Here is a 23,269-nt window from a genome sequence, read left to right on the forward strand (position 1 = left end):
ATATAGTCAGACAATTAGTGTTATAAATAAATGAAAAAAGCAGAAATCAAATTAAATATAGAGCTCGATGATCAGAATGTTCCTGAAAAAATCACCTGGGAGTCAACTGATTCTGAAAAGAAAGACGCTGTTCCGTCTAAGGCTTTTATGTTAGCAATATGGGATCACAACTATCAAAATACCTTAAAAATTGACTTGTGGACCAAAGAAATGCCGATTGACGAAATGAAGCGTTTCTTCTATGAGACTTTAATGACGATGGGTGATACCTTTCAACGTGCAACAGGCGAAACAGCTATTGTAGAAGATTTAAGAGATTACTGCGCTCATTTTGCCGAAAAAATGGAAGTTACTAAAAAGTAATCCTTACCTAATAAATAAACAACAATGGCGTTACTTTCATTTAAACGAAAAGTAACGCCATTGCTGTTTTATTCCTAAAGATTCACTACCTGTATTAGTCGAGCAAGAACGAAAAATCGTCGTTAGTGTTTAACTCTTTGATTTCCTCATTCGTTCTAAAAATCCTTACCGACTTTCTGCCTTCTAATCTTATCGTATTGTTTTCTACATAAAACATACAACCTTCGCGTAAGCCTGCTACATACCTATTGGGGTTAGCAGTTATGTATTCCAATAGTCGTTGTTCACGGGTTTCTCCGGCATGGTTGTCGGGATGACTATCCAAATAGTGGGGATTAATTTGAAAAGGTATCAGATTTAATGCATTGAATGATTGGGGCTGAACTATAGGCATATCATTCGTGGTGCAAATAGTTGGGCACGTTACATTGGTGCCTGCGCTCCAACCAATATAAGGTGTGCCTGCAAGTACCTTCTGTCTGATGCAATCTATTAAGCCAAGCTCCTGCATGTTCTTTAATAAATGAAAAGTATTTCCACCGCCAATAACAATGGCCTGAGCTGCATTTACAGTATTTATTGGGTTGTTAAAAGTGTGAATGGAATTAACCTTTACATCAAATTCTGAAAAACGCTGCTGAACTTTTGCCAGATACTCATCATATGAAAAAGTTACCGCTGCAAACGGAATAAAAAGAACTTCTGTAATGTTGTGTTTGGCTAAAAAATCAGCGATATATTGTTTTGGGTATTCTAAGTAACTTTCACCGGCATTGGTCGAGTTGCTTAATAAAAGAAGATTCATCATAAGGTTTTATAAAATTTAGTTGTTAAAGCTCTTAAGCTTTCCGACTAACGAGTCGAGCATAGCATCCGTAAAATCTAAATGGGTGACAAACCGAATGTGTTGCTTGCCGGGAGAGGCACAAAGGATGTTTTGCTCCTTCATTTTTTGAATGAATCCAGCTTCGGATACAGAATCAATTAGTTCAAAGATGACAATATTAGTTTCAACCGGAACTACCGATTTTACAAAACTGCATTTGGTTAATGCGGTTTCAATGGTTTTTGCTCGTTGATGATCCTCAACTAATCGGTCAATGTGATGGTCTAATGCATAAATTCCGGCGGCAGCTAAATAGCCTGCTTGTCGCCAGCCTCCACCCATCACTTTGCGCACACGTTTAGCTTTTTCTATAAATGGTTTTGTTCCTAGTAGAACCGAACCAATAGGGGCTCCCAAGCCTTTTGACAGGCAAACTGAAATTCCGTCGAAATAACTACCCACTTGCATGGGCGAATAACCTTTTGCCACAGTTGCATTAAAAATCCGGGCTCCGTCTAAATGCAAATAAAGGCCGTGCTCTTTACAAACCTTGGCAATTGATTCAATTTCTGAAAGATCCCAGCATTTTCCTCCACCTCGATTAGCTGTGTTTTCAATTACAACAAGACTAGTGGTGGGGTTATGAATATCGTTTTTGTTAATGTTGGCAATTAACTGATCGGCAGTGAAAATGCCTCTTTTCCCTTTGAGCGTTCGTGTTGAGGCTGAAGAGTTAAACGCAATTCCGCCTCCCTCATAATAATAAACGTGGGCTCCTTCATCACAAACTACTTCTTCTAAGGGATTGGTAAAGCACTTGATGGCAATTTGGTTGGTCATCGTCCCCGATGGACAGAAAAGAGCAGCTTCTTTACCAAATAATTCGGCAGTTTTAGTTTCCAGTTTTTTAACGGTCGGATCTTCACCATAAACATCGTCCCCAACAGGAGGACTCATCATTTCCTCAAGCATTTTGGGCGTAGGCTTGGTAATGGTATCACTTCTTAAGTCGATTAGCATAATAAAATGAAAAGCTAAATATCAATAATTATTTCGGGTTAACGGCCAGTAATAAAAGGTGGAATGTGAACCTTTTGATTTAATTATTTCAAACTCTTGCACCAAATTACTTATTGCTTATATTGCCTGCAGAAATTTAACGACCAATTAATTAAACTAAAATGTTCGACGATGAAGATGATGATTTCGATTTCGAATCGGGAGATTTTGACCCTGATGCTTATCGACGGGAGCAGGAGAGAATACATAATTTACCAATCTATAAAAAGGCGGTAGAGATCGCTGATATAACCAAAGCCATAACAGAGGCTATTGATCCTGAAAAAGATGTAATGGAAATTGGCCAGCAAATGTTGGGCAATGCATATATGCTCGCAGCTAAAGTGGTAGGTGCCGAGGGAGGTGATTTATATACCTTACGAATGGAATGTGCAGTAGTTATAAAGATCCATGCGCGAGAACTGACATCGCAAACAACCTTATGTAAAATGGAGGAGTTGGCAGCTGATAAGTACCTTCAATTGTTGCGTGATGAGATTGATAGTTTCAGACTTCTTTTTATTGATTGGGTGAATGGTTTCGACAAGGAAAATGATATTCAGGACAATTGGGGGCTCTTCTATTAAATAATTTAAACTTTACGGTTTTGTTTTTAGGTGTCTTATTGATGTTTGTAAGTCATAAATAGTTTATTTTAAATGATTTAGGTCAAATTTTATATGCGCTAATAGGCTGATATTTGCAGTGTTAAAACTACAATTATTGTGAGTGAGACGGAATGAGAGGTTGATTTTTAGTGTTAGATGTATAGATAGTGTTTTGATTGTAGTTTCCCATAGATACGGTGTTGTTGATAGTTGTTTTTTGAGGTATTTGTGGTAGTGCATATGGTAAGTGCTGGGATGTTTGTGGTTAAACAGGAATGTGATTTTGAACCTTACCAAAATGCTAAGATTAAAGAACAGATGCGTAAACCGAGCAGGTTTATAAGTTGTTTTAAGTTTATTCCTTTCGTTGATGCCGGTACGCTTTGTTCTTTTTTAGATTCCTTTTATTAATATCCTCCAGGTCGTTTATTCCTTTTATTTTCCTTTGTTTCGTCTTTTTAATGTCCTGTTTGAATGGTTTATTGAACCTTCTTTATTTGGCACTAATTAGTGTTTTGGAATGCGTAAATGCGCTCATTTAAAATGATTTACATCAATTTTTATATGAGTTAATAGGCTGATATTTGCAGTGTTAAAACTACAATCGTTGTGAGTGAGTTGAGGAGGTTGGTTTTTAGTGTTAGATGTATAGATAGTGTTTTGATTGTAGTTGCCCAAAGATATAGGTGCTGTTGATTGTTTCTTTTTGAATTATCCGCGGGAAGGCATGCGGTAAGAATGGGGAGTTGTGGATAATAGGAAAATATTTTTAAACCTTACCAAAATGCTAAGATTAAAGAACAGATGCGTAAACCGAGCAGGTTTATAAGTTGTTTTAAGTTTATTTCTTTCGTTGATGCCGGTACGCTTTGTTCTTTTTAATACCCTCCTTTGTTCCCCCTTTTTATCCGATTTTAATTTCCTTTCGCCAATTTATTTCTGTGCTGCTATCTCAGGATGTTTCATGTTCTCAATTTCAGATTGCTTTAGTTTATAGAAATTAAATTCAGGTAAGTACAGTTTAACAATTGTTCGTACAAGGATGGTTGTGCTTTTTTAATTCATAATGTGTTTATATAAAATGATTTAGATCAAATTTTATATAGGTTAATAGACTGATATTTGCAGTGTTAAAACTACAATCGTGTGAGTGAGTTGAGGAGGTTGGTTTTTAGTGTTAGATGTATAGATAGTGTTTTGATTGTAGTTGCCCAAAGATATAGGTGCTGTTGATTGTTTCTTTTTGAATTATCCGCGGGAAGGCATGCGGTAAGAATGGGGAGTTGTGGATAATAGGAAAATATTTTTAAACCTTACCAAAATGCCAAGAGTAAAGAACAGATGCGTTAACCGAGCAGGTTTATAAGTTGTTTTAAGTTTATTTCTTTCGTTGATGCCGGTACGCTTTGTTCTTTTTTAGATTCCTTTATTAATATCCTCCAGGTCGTTTATTCCTTTTTATTTTCCTTTGTTTCGTCTTTTTAATGTCCTGTTTGAATGGTTTATTGAACCTTCTTTATTTGGCACTAATTAGTGTTTTGGAATGCGTAAATGCGTTCAGTTAAAATGATTTGGATCAATTTTTATATGAGTTAATAGGCTGATATTTGCAGTGTTAAAACTACAATCGTTGTGAATGAGATGAGGTGATCGATTAGTTAGTGTTAGTTGAATAGTGCGAGTGTTGTGAGTAGGAAAATATTTTAAACCTTACCAAAAGTAAAGAACAGATGCGTAAACCGAGCAGGTTTATAAGTTGTTTTAAGTTTATTCCTTTCGTTGATGCCGGTACGCTTTGTTCTTTTTTATACCCTCCAATTAGTTCCATTTTAGCTGGTTATTAATTTCCCTTTTATTCCCGTGTTTCTTGTATTCTGATGTTTTATCAGCCAAAGTTATATCTCATTGGTTTGTGAGCTTGAATATTTTTTTTTTTAATCATAAAAATCTGATTTAAAATGATTTAGGTCAATTTTTATATAGGTTAATAGACTGATATTTGCAGTGTTAAAACTACAATCGTTGTGCGCAAGAGTGTAAGATAGATTAGTAAGTTAGTGTTAGTTGTATAGAAAAAATTGATTGTAGTGGCCCACAAATATGGTGTTGTTGATTGGTGTTTTTAGAAGTATTTGCGGGGTGGCATTCGGTAAGAGCTGGGGAATTTGTGATTGAATAGGAAAATATTTTTAAACCTTACCAAAATGCCAAGAGTAAAGAACATAAGCGATCATCGTGCAGGTTTATAAGTTGTTTTTAAGTTTATTACTTTCGTTGATGCCGATACGCTTTGTTCTTTTTTGACCTTCCTCCTTAACGGGTTTTATTTTCCTTTCACCTATTTATTTTCCTTGTTTTTATCTCTGGATGCTTCATTTGATCAATGTAACATTTTGTTTGTTTATTGAATTTATATGTCACTGAAAACGGTTTTGAACTATTTTAGGCTTATTTTTGTGTATTCAAAATGGAGTTGAATAACCAATCAATAAAGTGATTTCTTCACACAGCAATGACAGTTTAACTCCGCTGAACAAAATCTGCATTATTACGACTCTTAGTACTGAATACATGCATCCCTATGTATGATCCAACATGTTCTGGATTCACATGGTGTGATGTGGTCTTTTTATTACTATCTAATTTTAAAATTATGAAAACAAAAACCTTCTTGCTCGGCATTGTTGCAGTTATGGCAGCATGGGGTGTTAATGCACAAAATAATCCTTCTGTAATGGTTAGCAAAGGCTATTACAGCATTGACGATCATTATAAGAAGCTTAACGAGCCTTCGTTAATTACGTTTAACACTCAAGCTCAAACTGCTGAAAAAGGGTTTTATGCAGTTGAGAATAACGCAATACAGGTAAATAAAACGGCAATTAAACCGATATCAAAAAATAGTACTGTTCAAAAAGGCTATTACAGTATTGGAAATAATGTTGATAAGCTAAAATAAAAATTGATAGGCCCATTAAGTTTAAACTTAACGGGCCTTTTCTTATAAAGATTTCTAATTAGAAAGATTAAGTTTGAATCGACCTAAACCAAATTAAATTTATGATAAAGTTAAGAGCCATTTTTATTTTGGCAATTTGTTTGACCGGACAATCCCTTAGCGCACAAAATTCAGAGCAAACGCTTTTTAATAAAGAGATTGCCGGAAAACTGGCTGAAATGCCTTTGAAATGTATTCCTAACGAATGGCCTAATAAAACAAGTCATCTTTCGGAAACCCAAGCAGATCATGTGCTGTTACCTCACGAAATTCACCCAAGTTTTTATGGTTGTTTAGATTGGCATTCAAGCGTTCATGGTCACTGGATGCTGGTTAAACTATTGAAGACCTTTAAAGATCTTCCGGAACGTGAGAAAATAATTGCAGTGCTTGAAAATAGCTTTCAGTCTGAAAAGATAGTAGGGGAGGCCGATTATTTTTCTAAATATGCTACTGCAAAAAACTATGAGCGAACTTACGGTTGGGCATGGTTACTTAAACTTGATCAGGAGCTGTACACATGGGACGATCCATTAGGCAAAAAATGGTATGCGGCCTTACAACCGCTTACAAAAAAAATAGTGGCTTTATGGACTGCTTATCTTCCTAAACAGACATATCCTAACCGCACGGGTGTGCACCCTAACACCGCTTTTGGATTAGTTTTCGCACTCGATTGGGCTACCACTTTTAACCAAACGGATTTCGCCGGGTTAATAAAGCAAAGGAGTAAAGAGTATTATTTAAACAATCAAAACACACCGGCGTATTTAGAACCAGATGGAACAGACTTTCTTTCGCCAAGTCTGGAAATTGCTGATTTAATGCGAAGAGTGCTACCTCAAAAGGAATTTGTGTCTTGGTTCAATAAGTTTTATACAAAAGAAGGTATAACCAATATTTTGAAACAGCCTGTTGTGAGTGATCGAACCGACTATCAAATTGTGCATTTAGATGGATTAAGTTTAAGTAGGGCCTGGTGCTTAAAAGGTGTTTCCAAGAGCCTGCCTGTCAATCATCCTCAGAAGAAACTATTTGAAGCTACTGCCCAGAAATTCTTAGTTTCAACAATGCCAAATGTAACATCAGGTAATTACGGTGGCGATCATTGGCTGGCGTCTTTTGCTGTCTATGCTATTTTTGATTAAAAGTATTTCAATATCGAAAGTGAAAGTAGGACATTCTCATGAAACGTTTACATAACATACTTCTTAGTAAGTTATATAAAAGCAAATCCCCGTTTGGTAATAAACCTAACGGGGATTTGTATTTTATAATGATTGCTAAAAAGTGCTTAATTAGCAATCACCGGTTTAACATCTTCCTTAATTGTAAGATCTAAAGGATGTTCTACTTTTTCTTTTAACAAAGCGAAATCAATCACTTCTTTCATTTCGGTAACGTAGTGGAATTTCATATCCTTTATATAATCAGCGTTGATTTCTTCCACATCCTTACGGTTTGTCTTACACATGATCACCTCTTTAATTCCAGCGCGTCTAGCGGCCAGAATTTTTTCTTTAATACCACCTACCGGAAGAACTTTTCCACGCAAGGTGATTTCACCAGTCATGGCCAGTTGTGAGCGAACTTTTTGCTGTGTAAATGCTGATGAAAGAGAGGTTAACATGGTAATACCTGCAGATGGCCCATCTTTCGGAACAGCTCCTGCTGGTACGTGTACGTGTACATCCCATAAATCGAATAGACGTGGATCGATACCAAATTTTTTACCATTGGCACGCAAGTAGGCAAGGGCAATTACCGCTGATTCTTTCATTACATCACCCAAACTACCTGTAAGGGTTAATTTACCTTTTCCAGGACTAATACTGGTTTCAATGAATAGAATGTCGCCGCCAACTTGTGTCCATGCTAATCCAGTAACAACTCCCGCTACGCTGTTATCCTCGTATTCATCTTTATCAAAGATGGTTGGTCCCAAGATTTTTTCAACGTCTTTCTCTGTAAGCGTTGTGTTGTATTCTTCTTCTAATGCAACACTTTTAGCTACGCCACGCACCAATGTTGCTACTTTCTTTTCTAAAGTACGAACGCCAGATTCACGAGTGTAATCTTCAATCAGTTTTTCAATAATGGAAGATTTAATAGTAACATCTTTAGGTTTAAGTCCGTGTGCTTCTAATTGTTTTGGAACCAGGTATTTTTTTGCAATCTGAACCTTTTCTTCAACTGTATAGCCATTCACTTCAATAATCTCCATACGATCGCGAAGGGCAGGGTGAATAGAGCCTAATGAATTGGCAGTAGCAATAAACATTACGTTTGAAAGATCGAAATCCAACTCAACATAATGGTCATAAAACGCGTTGTTTTGTTCCGGGTCCAAAACTTCTAATAATGCCGAAGAAGGATCTCCACGGAAATCATTTCCAACCTTATCGATCTCATCTAAAACAAAGACTGGATTCGCTGATTTAGCCTTTTTCAACGACTGAATTACACGGCCTGGCATGGCACCAATATAGGTTTTGCGGTGTCCGCGAATTTCAGCTTCATCCCTTACACCTCCTAATGCCATTCTAACATATTTACGCCCCACAGCTTTGGCAATTGATTTACCCAAGGAGGTTTTACCAACTCCCGGAGGGCCAACCAAACAAAGAATGGGTGCTTTCATGTCGTGTTTTAGTTTTAACACGGCAATATATTCGAGTATACGGTCTTTAACTTTTTCTAAGCCGAAATGATCTTTGTCTAATATCTTCTTTGCTCTCTTAAGGTCGAAATTATCCTTAGTAAAATCATTCCATGGAAGATCCAGAAGAAGCTCTAGGTAATTGGTAATAACCGAATATTCGGCAGCTGCAGGATTCATGCGAGCCAGTTTTTCCAGTTCCTTGCCAAAATGCTCGCTTACATCTTTGCTCCATTTTTTCTTTCGGGCGCGCTCACGTAAGTTTTGCACTTCCAGGTCGGGAGTGTTGCCTCCTAATTCTTCCTGTATGGTTTTTAACTGCTGATGCAGAAAATATTCACGCTGCTGTTTGTCTAAATCAACACGCACTTTACTTTGGATCTGGTTCTTTAACTCAAGCATTTGCAGCTCTTTGGTTAAATGCTCCAGTACCATTTCAGCACGTTTTTTAATATTGGTTTCCTCAAGCAAAGATTGCTTTTCACCAACTTCGGCATTCATATTCGAACAAATGAAGTTGATCAAAAACGAAGGACTTTCGATGTTTTTAATAGCAAAAGCCGCTTCTGATGGAATGTTAGGTGAGTTTTGAATGATTTGGGTTGAAAGCTCTTTCAGCGAACTGATCAGTGCTTTAAACTCCTTGTCTTCCGAAGCCTTAGGCTCTTCGAATAAATGAATTTTCGCCTTGAAATAAGGTTCTGACTGCATCATTTCACCCACCGAAAACCGGCGCTTACCCTGGATAATCACGGTGGTGTTTCCATCCGGCATTTGCAGGGTTTTAATAATATAAGCAACGGTTCCAATTGGATTCAGGTCATCAGGGGTTGGATCCTCGATGGCCACGTTCTTTTGCGAAACAACGCCAATTATTTTGTTTGATTTATAGGCTTCCTTAATCAGTTTAATTGATTTATCGCGGCCTACTGTAATTGGAATAACAACTCCGGGAAACAAAACCGTGTTGCGTAAAGGTAAAATCGGAAGAACTTCCGGCATTTCCTCGCGGTTCATTTCCTCCTCATCTTCCGGAGTCATCAAAGGGAAAAATTCGGTTTCTTCGGTAATCATAGATTCTACTCTTCTATTTATATCAAACGGATCAAATATGCTCATGTATCTCCTTTTCTTCTTTTCGTCAAATTATTCCAGTATAACAATTGAAGCGGGTCAATGTGTCAGTGTTTAGGTAATATATTTGAGGGTAACGTAAGTTTCAAGACTTATGCCATTACAAAAATAGACTTTGTTTATGAAGGTTAGCTGAAAAAAAGGCAGAATTTAATGGCTAAAAGTGTTATTCTTTTCTTGCCTTTTGTAATTGCGACTTAAGCAAGTATAAACTAGGTGTAAGCCCGGTAACTTTCTTAAATATCCGGTTAAAGTTAGAAAGGTTGTTAAATCCTGAATTGGCACTAATTTCTGCTATTGTTAAATCTTTATTAATTAAAAGCTTGCAGGCATTGGTAATGCGGATCTCGTTCAAAAAGTTAAGGTACGTTTTACGCGTGCATACTTTAAAATACCTGCAAAATGCCTCCGGTGTCATATTGGCAACCTGTGCAATTTCTTCAATGGTTATTTTTCTGTGGAATTGCTTGATTGAAAAGGTTAATATATCATTCATTCGCTTCCCTTCCGATGCATCATATGATTTTGATGCCTTGAAATTGGAAAGCTTTACAATTTCAGTAGAAGTAGCCATTAGGTTAATGATGCTTAGCAAATGCAACATCCTGTCAAACCCCTCTAGCTTAAATAGCTGAAGCATTTTTTGCTTAATTCGTTCGGCAGTTTCTCCAGTGATTTTATAACAATTGGTTAATCCATAAATAAATGAACGAATACCAGCGGTCTCAGGTAGCAAAAGGAAGTCTTTACCAAATGATTCTTTATCAAAAAAAACAGAGATCATGTGGGCTTCCGTTTTACCATTTTGGTAAAATCGATCTTCGTTTTTGAATACATGTGGTAAGTTAGATCCTATTAAATAAAGATCATCTACATAAAAACTCCCGATAAAATCACCCGCAATCAAGGTTCCTTCACTTTTAAGCATTAGTGTCAGCTGCACCTCCGAATGTTGATGCAGTTTGTCATAAAAATGACTTACATGATCTTCCTGCAAGAGAAACGAATCTTTTTCTGTTTTCGGAATTTTAAAAGGGATAATTTTCATATGAATACAGCGCTAAAATCACCTGCTTTAAATTTGAATGGCTAAAATTAGCAATGAAATCTTTGTTTGAGTATAATTTAGGTTAGAATAGTATTATAATTGATTAATCCTCCATCAGCATCCTGTTTGTTGAGCATCTACTTTTGTGATTATAATTTTTACAGATACCAAATAATGATGGCTACGATAAATTGGAACGGAGTATTCCCGGCGGTAACCACAAAGTTTACTGCTAATGATCGAATCGATTTTTATGCATTCAAGAAAAACTTAAATGCTCAATTAAGCGCTGGTGTTGATGGAATTATTTTGGGTGGTACTTTAGGAGAATCGAGCGTATTAACAAATAGAGAGAAGGCTGAATTGGTTCGTTTTACGGTGGAAAAAGTTGCCGGTAAGGTTCCTGTCATTCTTAATATTGCCGAAGGTGCTACCAGCGAAGCCATATTGCAAGCAAAAAATGCCGAAGAATTAGGAGCTTCCGGTTTAATGTTGTTGCCTCCAATGCGTTACAAATCTGATCACCGTGAAACTGTTGAGTACTTCAAAGCAGTGGCGAATTCAACGCGACTTCCTATAATGATTTACAATAATCCAGTGGATTATAAAATCGAAGTGACCTTGGATATGTTTGCCGAACTGGTTGAATGTGAAAATATTCAGGCGGTTAAAGAATCAACACGTGATGTGTCTAACGTAACACGTATGATTAATCGTTTTGGTGATCGGTTTAAAATTCTTTGTGGGGTTGATACCCTTGCAATGGAAGAATTATTAATGGGTGCACATGGTTGGGTTGCAGGTTTAGTTTGCGCCTTCCCGGAAGAAACAGTGGCCATATTCCGTCTGATTAAAGCCGGTCAAATTGATGAAGCACTTGAAATTTATCGTTGGTTCTTACCGCTCCTTGAGTTAGATATCCACCCTAAATTGGTTCAATACATAAAACTTGCAGAAGTGGCAACGGGTATTGGCACCGAATACGTTAGGGCTCCTCGCTTAATGTTAGAAGGAGAAGAAAGAGAACGAATTCTTGGAATTATTAATCAAGGATTGGCTACACGACCTGTACTGCCTGAATATATGAGTCTTTAATTTTCTTTGGTCTATACATCAATGGGCAGGCTATCTACTGGCTTGCTCTGTTTTTAATGAATGATAAAGATGGAAATACAAGAAGTTAAAACTACTGATTTGCAGCAATTTCAAGCCATTATGCTGAAGGCTGTAAATGCAGGAAATGAATATAAAAAAGTCAGTAAAGAGGCTAAAGCGAATTTCCTGGAAGAAATTGTCAGGCAAATTGAATTGTTAGGATTTGAGTTGATTGAAACTGCCATGACAGAAACCAACTTGCCTGAGGCAAGATTAATTGGTGAACGTGGCAGAACTTGCAATCAGCTTAAAATGTTTGCTGATTTGATCCGTGAAGGATCATGGGTAGAAGCAAGTATTGATACTGCTCTACCTCAACGATTGCCAATCCCTAAATCTGATATCCGGAAAATGCTGGTTCCTCTCGGTCCGGTAGTGGTCTTTGGAGCCAGCAATTTTCCACTCGCATTCTCTACCGCAGGTGGAGATACGGCGTCTGCTTTGGCTGCCGGTTGTCCGGTTGTGTTAAAGGCTCATTCTGCGCATCGGAAAACATCGGTATTAGTTGCCGGGGCTATTGAGAAAGCCATACAATTGGCTCAAATGCCCAAAAATGTATTTCAACATGTTATTGGTAGGTATGAAATCGGACAAGCACTGGTAAAACATCCTGCTACGCAAGCGGTGGCGTTTACAGGTTCTTATACCGGAGGAAAGGCCTTGTTCGATTTGGCAAATCACCGTCATCGTCCTATTCCGGTTTTTGCCGAAATGGGGAGTGTTAATCCGGTTTGTTTGTTGTCTGAAAAACTTGCTACTCAGCCAGAATCACTGGCAAAAGAAATGGCGGCTTCGATAACACAAGGAGTTGGGCAGTTTTGTACAAATCCAGGAGTCATGATCGCTGTTGAAGATAAAGCATTAGATGAGTTTTTAAGCCATTTGAAAATAGCAATCCAGCAAGTTTCTCCTGCCAAGATGTTGCATTCAGGAATTGCTCAGTCTTATCATGAGGGAATTGCTTCAGTAATTAATGATGAGGATTTAAGCATTGAAGCTGCTGTTCAAAAAACAGAAAATGATGCGGGTAACGCCCTAATTGCTTCAGTTTCGGCAGCTGTATTCATGGAAAGGCCAACATTGCATCAGGAAATATTCGGACCTTATTCTTTATTGGTGAAATGTAAAGATAAAGCTGAAATGTTAGCGGTGGTAAACGTATTGGAAGGACAGCTAACAGGTACAATTATGGGTACTGATTCGGATTTACAGCAAAACATTGATCTGTTAGAAAGCTTAACAACTATTGCCGGCCGGGTTATGATTAATAATGTACCTACAGGCGTGGAAGTTTGTCCCTCAATGGTGCATGGTGGTCCTTTTCCTGCTACAACAGATGCCAGATTTACCTCTGTAGGCACATCAGCTATCAAGCGTTTCGTGCGACCTGTGTGTTTACAGAATTTTTCTCAGTCGTTATTGCCTGCTGAATTACAAGACGGTAATCCAATGCAGATTTGGCGATTGATTGATGGTGAGTTTTCAAAGGCTTAATAAAAAGCCTCTATTCTATGATGGTTATTCTTTTGTCTTAATATAAATGGCAAGTAAAACATTTTTTTGTATTGATGCTCACACCTGCGGTAATCCAGTAAGAGTTGTTGCCGGCGGCGGACCGATTCTTAAAGGTGCCAACATGAGTGAAAAGCGCCAGCATTTTTTAAGAGAATACGATTGGATACGTAAAGGATTAATGTTTGAGCCCCGGGGACATGACATGATGAGCGGGAGTATTTTATATCCACCATCAGATCCAAGCAACGATGTTGGAGTTTTATTTATTGAAACCAGTGGCTGTTTACCAATGTGTGGCCACGGAACAATAGGTACTGTAACAATTGCCATTGAACAGGGGCTCGTTAGTCCAAAAACACCTGGTGTATTGCATCTTGAAGTTCCGGCTGGTTTAGTAAAAATCGAATACAAGCAAGAAGGTAAAAAAGTTAAATCGGTAAAGATTACCAATATCAAATCATATCTGGCCGCCGAAAACCTTACCGTTGAATGTCCTGATTTAGGCGAGTTAACTATTGATGTATCATATGGTGGTAATTTTTATGCCATCGTTGATCCTCAGCCTAATTTTAAAGGTGTTCATGAATATACTGCTGATCAATTGATTTCATGGAGTCGGGAATTGCGTAAACGCATTAACGAAAAATATGCGTTTGTTCATCCCGAAAACCCAACCATTAACGGTTGCAGTCATATTTTATGGGCAGGAGATCCATTAGATCCAACCTCAACAGCTCGTAATGCGGTATTCTATGGCGACAAGGCGATTGATCGTTCTCCATGTGGAACAGGGACTTCAGCACGGCTGGCACAATGGTATGCGAAAGGAAAGCTAAAACCGGGTCAGGATTTTATTCATGAGAGTATCATTGGTTCAAAATTCATCGGGCGAATTGAAGAAGAAACTGAGTTGGATGGAAAACCCGCGATTATTCCAAGTGTTGAAGGATGGGCCATGGTTTACGGTTATAATACGATTGTTATTGATGATGACGATCCTTATGCGCATGGGTTTCAGGTAATCTAACCCATCAGTCCCCTAAAAGGGTCTTTTGAAAATACTTATTATATAATTCATCACTTTAGAAGAGAGTAAGCCTCCCTTTAGTGAAGTTTGGAGGGTTTTATGTCAACACAAAAAGAAATAATTATTGTTGGAGGAGGGGTAATTGGTCTTTGTTCGGCTTATTATTTAAACAAGGAAGGACATCAGGTTACAATAATTGATAAATCTGACATGCAGAATAGCTGTTCCATTGGTAATGCCGGGATGATAGTGCCCAGTCATTTTATTCCACTGGCTGCCCCAGGAATGATCGCCCAGGGAATACAATGGATGTTCAACTCTGAAAGCCCTTTTTATGTAAAACCCAGGTTCGATTTTGATTTTCTCTCATGGGGACTAAAGTTTTACAAAGCCGCCAATGCCTCAAAAGTAGAACGTGCTATGCCGGCGTTACGAGATATAAGTTTGTTAAGCCGCAGATTGTTTGAAGAACTTTCCACTGAACCGGAACTTAAATTCGCGTTTGAAGGCAAGGGGTTGATGATGTTGTGTAAATCAGATCAGGCACTTGAAGAAGAGGCCCATGTTGCACAGCTTTCAAATGAGCTTGGAATAGAAGCGCAATTATTGAGCAGGGAAGAAGTTTGGAAGAAAGAGCCCGAACTTAAGCCTGAGGTTGCGGGTGGTGTGTTTTTCCCGGGAGATGCACATTGTTATCCGAATGCTTTTGTAAAGCATTTGCAGCAAGTACTGCAAAAACGAGGTGTGAAAATAGTGCAAAACACTAAGGTTAATGGGTTCACAATAAAAAATGCTAAGGTTGATGCGATAATAACCGATAAAGAACATTTTCGTGCAGATGAAATTATTGTGGCAGGTGGTTCATGGTCGCCAGAGATTGTGAAAACATTGAAACTGAATATTCCCGTTCAAGCCGGGAAGGGATACAGTATAACCTTAGATCAACCTGTGATAAACCTTAACTATCCTTCAATTTTATGTGAAGCAAGGGTTGCGATGACGCCAATGGCTGGGAAACTACGTGTTGGCGGAACAATGGAAATTGCAGGTATCAATACAGAAATAAATATGAAAAGAGTGGGAGGGATAATTAAATCAGTGCCTGACTACTTTCCTTCAATGATGCTTCAAATGCCTGAACCAGAACAAGTATGGAGCGGTTTACGCCCATGTTCACCGGATGGTCTACCTTATATTGGAAGAAGCGAAAAATATAAAAATCTAATTATAGCGACCGGGCATGCCATGATGGGCCTAAGTTTAGCTCCGGCAACAGGTTTACTTATAAATAGTTTGGTGAATAAACAATCTACCTGTGTTAACATTGATCTGTTTTCGCCTGATCGTTATAATTAGGTTGTTTTTATCGTTTAAGTTTAATTGGTCGAGTCCTGTCAGCTTAATATGCTGGCAGGTTTTTTTGTTTTTCTGAAAAAGTAAATCGTTACAAATTGATTTTCTTTTTAATATCACCTTCTTTGAAAAGTAAAGTTTTATGAGCAGAACCACTAATGATGTTCACAATATTGGTTTGTGTATTAAAATCATTTATTAAAACGGCTTGTGTTAATTCGGTATTGTTTAGTCCTTCAGGGAGGGGAATCTCAAGATAAACACTCATCGTTTCGCCCTTTATTTCTTTTCCCACAAACGTAAATGGCTTTAACTGACGGTTGCTGTTTTTAAGCTGAAACGTTTGTTGTAAATAGCTTTTCAGGTAAGTATCAAAGTTGGGAGTTTCAGCCTTTATAGTTTTCTTTTGAATTTTACTAAGTGCAACTTCAATATCATCCCAGAAAACATTCATGATAATTTCCACTGATTTCGATGATGTGTTATATTCCATTTGTGTCATCGAGGTATAAAATTTATGTGAACTGGCCGGCAACACAAAAAGTAAGCACAACGCAAATGATAAAATCAGCTTTTTCATGACTGCAAATTTATGTATATAATTTAGGTGAATAAGTTTGATGCCTGAAACAAACAAGGCTACCTGTTGCCAGATAGCCTCACTCATTTAAAATAATTATTGATTTACTTGTTGTTTTGTGGGTTTGAAGTACCTGAGGCCGAACTTCTTTCCAATTGCATTTGGTTCGGCTGCTTAGCTCTTTGTTGCTGTTTGAATAACTGAAACTGAGAGGCAACCGATGCTTCAGGATAGCTGTTGTTAGCTTGGTTAATATCTGCTGTTTCCTGTAATGGATCGATAGTGAACTGTTTTACAGGTTTTTCGGTAACAAATATCTTCGAGACTTTATCGTTGTTTCTTCTCCATATTTCAGCCGGAATACGAACAATTTCTTTTGAACCATCTTCGTATTGCATTTGTAAAATAATTGGCATCACCAATCCTCCAACATTCTCGAAATCGATTAAATAAACATTTGTCGATGATGTTGAAAGCTGTTTTTCATTATCATTTAAGTTGCTGGTGAATAATTGATAACGTTTACGGTCGCTTTCGGTAACCTCCAGGGCATCGTATTTATTATAGAAATCCTGCAAGTCAGGGAAACGATCAACTCGATATTGTTTAATGCTTTTTTGATTGCGTTGATCCGAAACAGTTTTTGGAGCACTATCTTTTTTCTGACGTTGAGCAGTTTTTTCAATATCAGGGTTTTGGGAATCAACCTTGTACCAGCTTACGTTTTTAATGGCAATATCAACGGCATCAGTTCCATAAAACCAGCCTCTCCAAAACCAATCGAGGTCAACGGCCGATGCATCTTCCATCGTTCTGAAGAAATCGGCAGGTTCAGGATGTTTAAACTTCCAACGTTTAGCGTATTCTTTAAACGAATAGTCGAAAAGCTCGCGACCCATTACCGTTTCACGTAAAATGTTTAAAGCCGTTGCCGGTTTACCATAGGCATTATTTCCAAATTGGATGATCGACTCTGAGTTCGACATGATCGGCTCTAAAGTTGATTTGTCACTTGCCATGTAGCTGGTGATGTTCTTAGGTTCACCTCTTCTTGATGGATAATTTTGCTCCCATTCCTGTTCCGAAAGATATTGAAGGAATGTATTCAAGCCTTCATCCATCCAGCTCCACTGACGTTCGTCAGAATTTACAATCATAGGGAAGAAGTTATGGCCAACTTCGTGGATAACCACAGAGATTAGACCATATTTAGTTTCTGCCGCATAAGTGCCATCTTTTTCAGGACGAGGGCCATTGAAACAGATCATAGGGTATTCCATACCGCCCACTGGTCCGTTAACCGAAATGGCAACAGGGTAAGGGTAATCGAAGGTATAGCGCGAATAAACCTCTAAAGTATGTGCAGCGGCCTGCGTTGAGTATTTTTCCCAAAGCGGATTGCCTTCTTTAGGGTAGGCCGACATAGCCATAACGGTTTTGCCGTTTACATTTACACCCATGGCATCCCAAATAAATTTACGTGAAGAAGCCCATGCAAAGTCGCGTACGTTATCGCCCTGGAAAATCCAGGTTTTTTTATCTTTTGAATGTGATTTTTCTTTTTGAGTAGCTTCCTCCTGAGAAACAATAATTACAGGCTTTTTAACAGAAGCTTTGGCTTGCTCTAAACGGTCAATTTGTTGTTTGCTAAGTACCTGACTTTGATTTTGAAGGATGCCGGTAGCCATTACAATATGATCAGCAGGAACGGTTAAGCTTACTTTATAGTCGCCAAACTCCAGTGCAAACTCACCGGTTCCTAAGAACTGTTTGTTTTGCCATCCATTTACATCATCATAAACGCATAAACGAGGGAACCACTGCGCCATTTCGTAAATGTAGTTTCCATCTTCAAAATACTCCATTCCGCCACGGCCACCTGTTTTACGTGAATCGTTGATATAATTGAACCAATCAACCGAGAAGCTGAAACTTGCTCCGGGTTTAAGGGGTTGTGGAAGATCCACACGCATCATCGTTTTGTTGATGGTGAAAGGTAGGCTTTTCCCTGCGGCGTCTTTTACACTTTTAATGGTATAACCTAATTTTGATTTGTTGTTAGCCGTTAATCGTTCTAAAGCGTCAAAACTCATGTTCTCTACCTTACCATTGGTTTGCGTAAGCGAAGCGTCAGAATTTGCAGCATAATTATTCTGATCGAGCTGCAGCCAAACGTAGGTCAATACATCAGGAGAATTGTTGTGATAGGTGATGGTTTCTGAACCGGTAAGGCTCTGGTTGTCGTCATTTAGTTCAGCCTTAATTACGTAATCAACCTTTTGTTGCCAGTATGCATGTCCCGGGGCTCCCGAAGCGGTTCGGTATTCATTTGGCGTAGGTAAAATTTCTTGTAATTGGTGAAATTTATTGTTGTTATAACTGCCCGACTGAGCAAAAACGGAATGATAACTAATAAATGCTAATGCAGTAACGAGTACTTTTTTCTTCATGCGCTTATTTGGAATGGATTGAGGGCTAAATGTAATAGCTTGAAGTTGCAATAGAAATTTGTTGTTGTAACATTTTTATGGTCTTTGTTTGTAAAAGCCAAATTACTATAAAGAACAAATTAAAATTACCTGATTAAATTTGGTGTTTACCATGGAAATCGCTGCCACATCCAAATGGCTGATTGAGCTAGAACCGGAATTGAGATCAAATAGCTAATGGTTTTTGGTTGCAGTTTACAGAATCTTATCAGACAATAAATAACAGTTAGAATAAAGCTTATAATTATAACCTGACCGAATTCTAAACCTAGGTTAAAAGGAAGTAGGGTAGTGAATGCATTAAACTCCATACCCATGAAAAGGTCTTTCAGTAGGCGCGAAAACCCCATACCATGTATTAATCCGAAGAAACCAGAGAATAAAACCCGGTAGTTGTGCAACTGTGGAATAAAAAGATTCTCCACACAGGTAAAAAAGATAGTGAATGCGATAAGGAATTCTACCAAATTACCATTTATTGAGATGATGTTTAGTACACACAAAGCGAGTGTAATCGAATGAGCAATAGTGAAGGAAGTAACAATCCATAGGATACGTTTCCAGTCATTTATGGTGTAAATGGCACAAATGGCAAATAAAAAAAGAATATGATCGTACCCCTGTAAATCGAGTATGTGAAAAAAGCCTTCTTGCAGAAAGGTTAAAAATTGGTCCATGAGGGCCGAAAATAAACGCTTTCTTTAGTTTTTCAGGTATTAATTATTCGTTAAATGTTAATGCGGTAATTTTCAGCAACTTTAGAAAACCTGCTGACTTGGTCATTTATCCAATCCTGATTGAGGTTAAGTTCAAGGGCCATTAATTCAGCTATCGATTTTGAACATTCAATAGCTGCTGCAGCATCGAGGAAAAGCGAACGTGTACGGCGGGCTAAAATATCTTCAACCGTGATCGCCATTTCGTTTCTTATCGCCCAAATTACTTCCGCTTTTATATAAGGCAGATTAGGGTGAATGCTTTCCGAAAGATGTGGGGCATCTTTAATAAGAGTTCTTATTTCATCTGCATCAGCTCCATAACAATTTAATGGTTCATTTAGGTTTACATTTTCTTTCCATCCATGTATTCTAAGTGTCGAGGTTACCGAGCTTTTTTCTTCTAATCCACCAATTAAACAGGCTTTATCAATAACATCTTCTCCCATCCGTCGATAAGTGGTCCATTTGCCTCCAGTAACAGTTAGTAAACCCGATTCGGACACTAAAATGGTATGATCACGCGAAAGGGCAGAGGTGCTGTTGCCATTCCCATTTTTTACCAATGGACGTAATCCTGCAAATACACTTCGCACATCAGCTGCCGTTGGATCTTCCTCTAAATAGCGGGCTGCGTGTTTTAGAATAAACTCAATTTCTGATGCTTGCGCTTTAGGCTCGAGTTGTGGTGCATCAACAGCTGTATCAGTTGTTCCAACTACCACCTTATTATGCCATGGTATGGCAAAAAGAACCCGGCCATCATCGGTTTGAGGAACCATAATGGCACTCTCACCCGGCAAAAACTTACGATCGAACACCAAGTGAATTCCCTGGCTTGGGCTTACTATTTTTGAAGCTTTTGGATTATCAGTTTGTATTAAAGTATCAGCAAAAACTCCTGTGGCATTGATCACTACTTTTGCTTTTAGTTCATATTCTTTACTCGTAATCTGATCAGTTGCTAATACTCCGGCAATCAGGTTTTGCTCTTTGATGAAACTGTTTACTTTGAAGTAGTTAATAAGGGTTGCTCCATTATCGGCTGCGGTTTGTGCTAAATTTATGGCCAGGCGCGCATCATCAAATTGCCCATCGTGGTAGATAACACCACCTTTTAGTCCATCCTGTTCCAACGTAGGGATATGATCTAAAGTTTCATTTACAGATAGAAACTCTGATGGGCCTAATCCTAGCTTTCCGGCTAATAAGTCGTAAAATTTGAGCCCTATGCCATAAAACGGCCCCGACCACCAACTGTAATTAGGTACAATAAAAGATAAATTATGCACCAGGTGTGGTGCATTTTGAATGAGTAAACCACGCTCTTTTAGCGCTTCCAATACCAACGACAGATTACCTTGCTGTAAATAACGAACTCCGCCATGTATAAGTTTGGTTGAACGACTTGATGTGCCTTTGGCAAAATCTTCCTGTTCAAGCAGTAAGGTTTTATATCCCCTGGTGGTAGCTTCAACCGCTGCTCCCAGTCCCGTTGCTCCACCGCCAATAATGATAACATCCCAAACCAATCCTTTCATTGTTTCAATTTCGGCAAGCATCAGGGTTCGTTTCATAGTGAGTCGTTTTTTATGCGGTTCAATTTAAATTATTATTCGTTTAAACCTAATCCTTTGTTTAATTGTTTTGAGATTGATAGGAGGGTAAGTTATGAAACGTTTCATGATGGTGTTGAAATCTCTGTTTTGGGTGATGTTTTTAGTCGGCCCAATAATGAAGATTACAGAACGGGTAGCGTATGCCTACCATTACAAACTTGAGCCATTAGGTATTCTGGGTTTATTTATCTGTGGAATTGGCATTTTCGGTTTAACGATTGTTTTACTGATTGATGAATGGTATTTCCCGGATGCTCATAAACCTCAAATTGATTAAAAAATAATTGCCTTTAAACCTTTTTTCAGAATACGAGTCATACTATTAAAAGCAAAACTTCAATGTTAGTTGTTGTGAACTGATGGCAAGTTTTGATTTGGCAGATAGTAAAAAGTGTTAGGTTTAGTTAATAGTTTAGTTCGTTGCGCCCCCTTGTTTCCAACAGCAAGGGGGTTGATTTTTTATATTCCTTTGAGACTATATTTTTGCACCTATTAATTAGAAGCTATTATTTTCTAGACCCATCAAGTGTTTATGAATATTGAGATACTCCAAAATTTGTGTAAAACCCTGCCTGCAATTACTGAGGATATTAAGTGGGAAGACCATTTATGTTTTTTAATTGGCAATAAGATGTTTTGCGTGGGCAGTTTGTCCGAAAACTTTTCAGCTTCGCTAAAAGTGTCAGATGAAGATTTTGTTTCATTAACGGAAAGAAATGGAATAATTCCAGCCCCGTATATGGCACGATATAAATGGATATTAATTTCTGATCCAAATGCCTTATCGGTTCAAGAGTGGGAGTATTATATTCAACATTCGTACGAGTTAATAAAAAACAAACTTCCTAAAAAGGTTTTGAAAGAATTAGGATTGTAGCAACAACTCTAATTTTTTCGAACTTTGCCACTTCCGCTTATATTCACATTCACCACCGGCGTGCCCATATAAATCACATTCCCGCTTCCGCTAATTGTTGCATCCAAAGTTTTTGAAACATTTACCTCACTGTCACCAGAGCCCGATATGTTTACTTTGGCATTTTCGCTTGTTAAACCAAACGACTTAATTTTACCTGAACCAGAAATGGTTTGATTGTTATTGATTACACTTCCCTGCAATTGGATTAATCCCGAACCAGATAAACTGCTGGTTAAATTTTGCCCCACTATAACCATGTTAATCGTGCCGGAACCGCTGATGTTCAATTTTAGGTTTTCGCTAACCGTATTGTTTGTATTCTTAATTGAACCCGAACCGGATAAATCAACGCTGTTTAAATTTTTAACCGGCACGTAAATTTCCACTTTTCCATGTACGTATTTTGTTCGGTGATCACGGTAATAAATAGAGAGCGTTTTGTTTCCTTTTAACTGGGTTGTTAACTCTGGGATGATATTATCCTCAGCATAAATTCTAACTGAGGAAATAGAGTCTTTATGCAGTATGATTGTAAACTCGCCACTGCTTTCTACTGCGTTAATCTCCCCAATTGCCCGTTCTTCTGTTTTATAATTTCCAGAGCCTTCAATCGTATTTCTACAAGAAGTAAATGAAAGAACTATTAGTAATAGTTGAAGAGAATAAAAGATAGATGATTTCATAGATTTTTATGTTTTATGTAAAGTTAGATATGTGAAGTCGAATATGATTAATTGAGGTGTAACGGATAGGTTATATAAGCTCATTTTTTTTATTCAAAAAAAAGCTTAAAACGTATGTAATAAAGGTTTTTGAAGACAAGAAGCCAATGCTTCTATTGGAGAAAATAGTTTTAAAAATATTTATTATAAACTATTAATTATGAGATTTTTATCGTAACTTAAGATCGTAAAACAAAGCCATAGTTAATTATGAAAACACAAGCTCATCACAGTCCTCTTTACTGGCTGGTAATGCTTTTCACAGGCCTTTTTATTTTAGGTATTGTGATAAAAGTATTTTCATTTTTTTTCAATCCTACTGAAGGATTTGGCGCTACTCTAATAACAATCAGTTGGTATGCATTTCTTCCAGGTGCAGCAGGCTTACTGATATTAATGTTAATTCATGCAATCTTTCAAAAAGAATTGGATTAAAAGTATGCGCTCTCTAAAAAGAAAAGGTCGGTTTCAATTTCTGA

The 23,269-nt window shown here is 37.8% G+C and carries 20 protein-coding genes; 11 read left to right on the plus strand and 9 right to left on the minus strand.

What is annotated here, in order from left to right; genetic code table 11:
* Nucleotides 1–30: 30 nt before the first annotated feature.
* Nucleotides 31–363 (plus strand): gliding motility protein GldC, encoded by a 333-nt coding sequence (gene gldC, locus NF867_RS03610; protein WP_252586181.1) that lies wholly within the window; start codon nucleotides 31–33, stop codon nucleotides 361–363.
* Between the two features lie 94 nt (nucleotides 364–457).
* Here the strand turns inward: gldC and pepE are convergent, their stop codons facing one another.
* Complete coding sequence (pepE, locus tag NF867_RS03615) at nucleotides 458–1,171, minus strand: dipeptidase PepE (RefSeq protein WP_252586182.1); 714 nt, start codon at nucleotides 1,169–1,171, stop codon at nucleotides 458–460.
* 15 nt (nucleotides 1,172–1,186) lie between these two features.
* On the minus strand, nucleotides 1,187–2,209 hold the full coding sequence (locus NF867_RS03620) for a threonine aldolase family protein (RefSeq protein WP_252586183.1): 1,023 nt from the start codon (nucleotides 2,207–2,209) through the stop codon (nucleotides 1,187–1,189).
* Between the two features lie 161 nt (nucleotides 2,210–2,370).
* Here NF867_RS03620 and NF867_RS03625 point away from each other — a divergent pair, with 161 nt between their 5' ends.
* The 3 genes from NF867_RS03625 (at nucleotide 2,371) to NF867_RS03635 (ending at nucleotide 7,002) form a co-directional block, all read left to right on the plus strand.
* Nucleotides 2,371–2,835 (plus strand): hypothetical protein, encoded by a 465-nt coding sequence (locus NF867_RS03625; RefSeq protein WP_252586184.1) that lies wholly within the window; start codon nucleotides 2,371–2,373, stop codon nucleotides 2,833–2,835.
* A 2,674-nt stretch (nucleotides 2,836–5,509) separates the two neighbouring features.
* On the plus strand, nucleotides 5,510–5,815 hold the full coding sequence (locus NF867_RS03630; protein WP_252586185.1) for a hypothetical protein: 306 nt from the start codon (nucleotides 5,510–5,512) through the stop codon (nucleotides 5,813–5,815).
* A 101-nt stretch (nucleotides 5,816–5,916) separates the two neighbouring features.
* Entirely contained in the window at nucleotides 5,917–7,002 is a 1,086-nt protein-coding gene (locus NF867_RS03635) for a DUF2891 domain-containing protein (RefSeq protein ID WP_252586186.1), read from the plus strand.
* Nucleotides 7,003–7,148: 146 nt separating this feature from the next.
* On the opposite strand, the gene lon is transcribed toward NF867_RS03635, so the two are convergent.
* Together lon and NF867_RS03645 are read right to left on the minus strand one after the other, a co-directional pair.
* Nucleotides 7,149–9,632 (minus strand): endopeptidase La, encoded by a 2,484-nt coding sequence (gene lon, locus NF867_RS03640; protein WP_252586187.1) that lies wholly within the window; start codon nucleotides 9,630–9,632, stop codon nucleotides 7,149–7,151.
* A 181-nt stretch (nucleotides 9,633–9,813) separates the two neighbouring features.
* The gene (locus tag NF867_RS03645; protein WP_252586188.1) at nucleotides 9,814–10,695 is read right to left on the minus strand and encodes an AraC family transcriptional regulator; all 882 of its coding nucleotides are present in this window, start codon (nucleotides 10,693–10,695) and stop codon (nucleotides 9,814–9,816) included.
* 174 nt (nucleotides 10,696–10,869) lie between these two features.
* Between NF867_RS03645 and NF867_RS03650 the strand changes: the two genes are divergently transcribed.
* The 4 genes from NF867_RS03650 (at nucleotide 10,870) to NF867_RS03665 (ending at nucleotide 15,748) form a co-directional block, all read left to right on the plus strand.
* Complete coding sequence (locus tag NF867_RS03650; RefSeq protein WP_252586189.1) at nucleotides 10,870–11,790, plus strand: dihydrodipicolinate synthase family protein; 921 nt, start codon at nucleotides 10,870–10,872, stop codon at nucleotides 11,788–11,790.
* A gap of 69 nt (nucleotides 11,791–11,859) precedes the next feature.
* Entirely contained in the window at nucleotides 11,860–13,344 is a 1,485-nt protein-coding gene (locus NF867_RS03655) for an aldehyde dehydrogenase (NADP(+)) (RefSeq protein ID WP_252586190.1), read from the plus strand.
* A 46-nt stretch (nucleotides 13,345–13,390) separates the two neighbouring features.
* A complete protein-coding gene (locus NF867_RS03660) occupies nucleotides 13,391–14,392 on the plus strand; it encodes a 4-hydroxyproline epimerase (protein ID WP_252586191.1) in 1,002 nt (333 codons plus the stop codon).
* A 99-nt stretch (nucleotides 14,393–14,491) separates the two neighbouring features.
* Nucleotides 14,492–15,748 carry an NAD(P)/FAD-dependent oxidoreductase gene (locus NF867_RS03665; protein WP_252586192.1) on the plus strand — a complete coding sequence of 419 codons (1,257 nt, stop codon included), beginning with the start codon at nucleotides 14,492–14,494 and terminating at the stop codon, nucleotides 15,746–15,748.
* A gap of 88 nt (nucleotides 15,749–15,836) precedes the next feature.
* On the opposite strand, the gene NF867_RS03670 is transcribed toward NF867_RS03665, so the two are convergent.
* From NF867_RS03670 to NF867_RS03685, 4 genes are all read right to left on the minus strand, one after another.
* Entirely contained in the window at nucleotides 15,837–16,325 is a 489-nt protein-coding gene (locus tag NF867_RS03670; protein ID WP_252586193.1) for a DUF6702 family protein, read from the minus strand.
* A 104-nt stretch (nucleotides 16,326–16,429) separates the two neighbouring features.
* Nucleotides 16,430–18,775: a M1 family metallopeptidase gene (locus tag NF867_RS03675; protein ID WP_252586194.1), complete on the minus strand. Its 2,346-nt coding sequence runs from the start codon at nucleotides 18,773–18,775 to the stop codon at nucleotides 16,430–16,432.
* Nucleotides 18,776–18,921: 146 nt separating this feature from the next.
* On the minus strand, nucleotides 18,922–19,491 hold the full coding sequence (locus NF867_RS03680; RefSeq protein ID WP_252586195.1) for a HupE/UreJ family protein: 570 nt from the start codon (nucleotides 19,489–19,491) through the stop codon (nucleotides 18,922–18,924).
* Between the two features lie 50 nt (nucleotides 19,492–19,541).
* Nucleotides 19,542–21,107 carry a glycerol-3-phosphate dehydrogenase/oxidase gene (locus NF867_RS03685; RefSeq protein ID WP_252586196.1) on the minus strand — a complete coding sequence of 522 codons (1,566 nt, stop codon included), beginning with the start codon at nucleotides 21,105–21,107 and terminating at the stop codon, nucleotides 19,542–19,544.
* Between the two features lie 157 nt (nucleotides 21,108–21,264).
* Between NF867_RS03685 and NF867_RS03690 the strand changes: the two genes are divergently transcribed.
* Nucleotides 21,265–21,426 carry a hypothetical protein gene (locus NF867_RS03690; RefSeq protein WP_252586197.1) on the plus strand — a complete coding sequence of 54 codons (162 nt, stop codon included), beginning with the start codon at nucleotides 21,265–21,267 and terminating at the stop codon, nucleotides 21,424–21,426.
* A gap of 255 nt (nucleotides 21,427–21,681) precedes the next feature.
* A complete protein-coding gene (locus NF867_RS03695; protein ID WP_252586198.1) occupies nucleotides 21,682–22,026 on the plus strand; it encodes an MmcQ/YjbR family DNA-binding protein in 345 nt (114 codons plus the stop codon).
* 8 nt (nucleotides 22,027–22,034) lie between these two features.
* Here NF867_RS03695 and NF867_RS03700 read toward each other — a convergent pair whose 3' ends face one another.
* The gene (locus NF867_RS03700; protein WP_252586199.1) at nucleotides 22,035–22,751 is read right to left on the minus strand and encodes a head GIN domain-containing protein; all 717 of its coding nucleotides are present in this window, start codon (nucleotides 22,749–22,751) and stop codon (nucleotides 22,035–22,037) included.
* A gap of 249 nt (nucleotides 22,752–23,000) precedes the next feature.
* On the opposite strand from NF867_RS03700, the gene NF867_RS03705 reads away from it, so the two are divergent.
* Entirely contained in the window at nucleotides 23,001–23,225 is a 225-nt protein-coding gene (locus NF867_RS03705; RefSeq protein ID WP_252586200.1) for a hypothetical protein, read from the plus strand.
* The last annotated feature ends 44 nt before the right edge of the window (nucleotides 23,226–23,269 follow it).

It is taken from the genome of Solitalea agri (assembly GCF_023914155.1).
Lineage (GTDB): Bacteria > Bacteroidota > Bacteroidia > Sphingobacteriales > Sphingobacteriaceae > Solitalea > Solitalea agri.

Bases quoted from the DNA above. Each gene is read 5' to 3' on its own strand.
- gldC (WP_252586181.1), top strand. From the start codon at position 31: ATGAAAAAAGCAGAAATCAAATTAAATATAGAGCTCGATGATCAGAAT.
- pepE (WP_252586182.1), bottom strand. From the start codon at position 1,171: ATGATGAATCTTCTTTTATTAAGCAACTCGACCAATGCCGGTGAAAGT.
- NF867_RS03620 (WP_252586183.1), bottom strand. From the start codon at position 2,209: ATGCTAATCGACTTAAGAAGTGATACCATTACCAAGCCTACGCCCAAA.
- NF867_RS03625 (WP_252586184.1), top strand. From the start codon at position 2,371: ATGTTCGACGATGAAGATGATGATTTCGATTTCGAATCGGGAGATTTT.
- NF867_RS03630 (WP_252586185.1), top strand. From the start codon at position 5,510: ATGAAAACAAAAACCTTCTTGCTCGGCATTGTTGCAGTTATGGCAGCA.
- NF867_RS03635 (WP_252586186.1), top strand. From the start codon at position 5,917: ATGATAAAGTTAAGAGCCATTTTTATTTTGGCAATTTGTTTGACCGGA.
- lon (WP_252586187.1), bottom strand. From the start codon at position 9,632: ATGAGCATATTTGATCCGTTTGATATAAATAGAAGAGTAGAATCTATG.
- NF867_RS03645 (WP_252586188.1), bottom strand. From the start codon at position 10,695: ATGAAAATTATCCCTTTTAAAATTCCGAAAACAGAAAAAGATTCGTTT.
- NF867_RS03650 (WP_252586189.1), top strand. From the start codon at position 10,870: ATGATGGCTACGATAAATTGGAACGGAGTATTCCCGGCGGTAACCACA.
- NF867_RS03655 (WP_252586190.1), top strand. From the start codon at position 11,860: ATGGAAATACAAGAAGTTAAAACTACTGATTTGCAGCAATTTCAAGCC.
- NF867_RS03660 (WP_252586191.1), top strand. From the start codon at position 13,391: ATGGCAAGTAAAACATTTTTTTGTATTGATGCTCACACCTGCGGTAAT.
- NF867_RS03665 (WP_252586192.1), top strand. From the start codon at position 14,492: ATGTCAACACAAAAAGAAATAATTATTGTTGGAGGAGGGGTAATTGGT.
- NF867_RS03670 (WP_252586193.1), bottom strand. From the start codon at position 16,325: ATGAAAAAGCTGATTTTATCATTTGCGTTGTGCTTACTTTTTGTGTTG.
- NF867_RS03675 (WP_252586194.1), bottom strand. From the start codon at position 18,775: ATGAAGAAAAAAGTACTCGTTACTGCATTAGCATTTATTAGTTATCAT.
- NF867_RS03680 (WP_252586195.1), bottom strand. From the start codon at position 19,491: ATGGACCAATTTTTAACCTTTCTGCAAGAAGGCTTTTTTCACATACTC.
- NF867_RS03685 (WP_252586196.1), bottom strand. From the start codon at position 21,107: ATGAAACGAACCCTGATGCTTGCCGAAATTGAAACAATGAAAGGATTG.
- NF867_RS03690 (WP_252586197.1), top strand. From the start codon at position 21,265: ATGAAGATTACAGAACGGGTAGCGTATGCCTACCATTACAAACTTGAG.
- NF867_RS03695 (WP_252586198.1), top strand. From the start codon at position 21,682: ATGAATATTGAGATACTCCAAAATTTGTGTAAAACCCTGCCTGCAATT.
- NF867_RS03700 (WP_252586199.1), bottom strand. From the start codon at position 22,751: ATGAAATCATCTATCTTTTATTCTCTTCAACTATTACTAATAGTTCTT.
- NF867_RS03705 (WP_252586200.1), top strand. From the start codon at position 23,001: ATGAAAACACAAGCTCATCACAGTCCTCTTTACTGGCTGGTAATGCTT.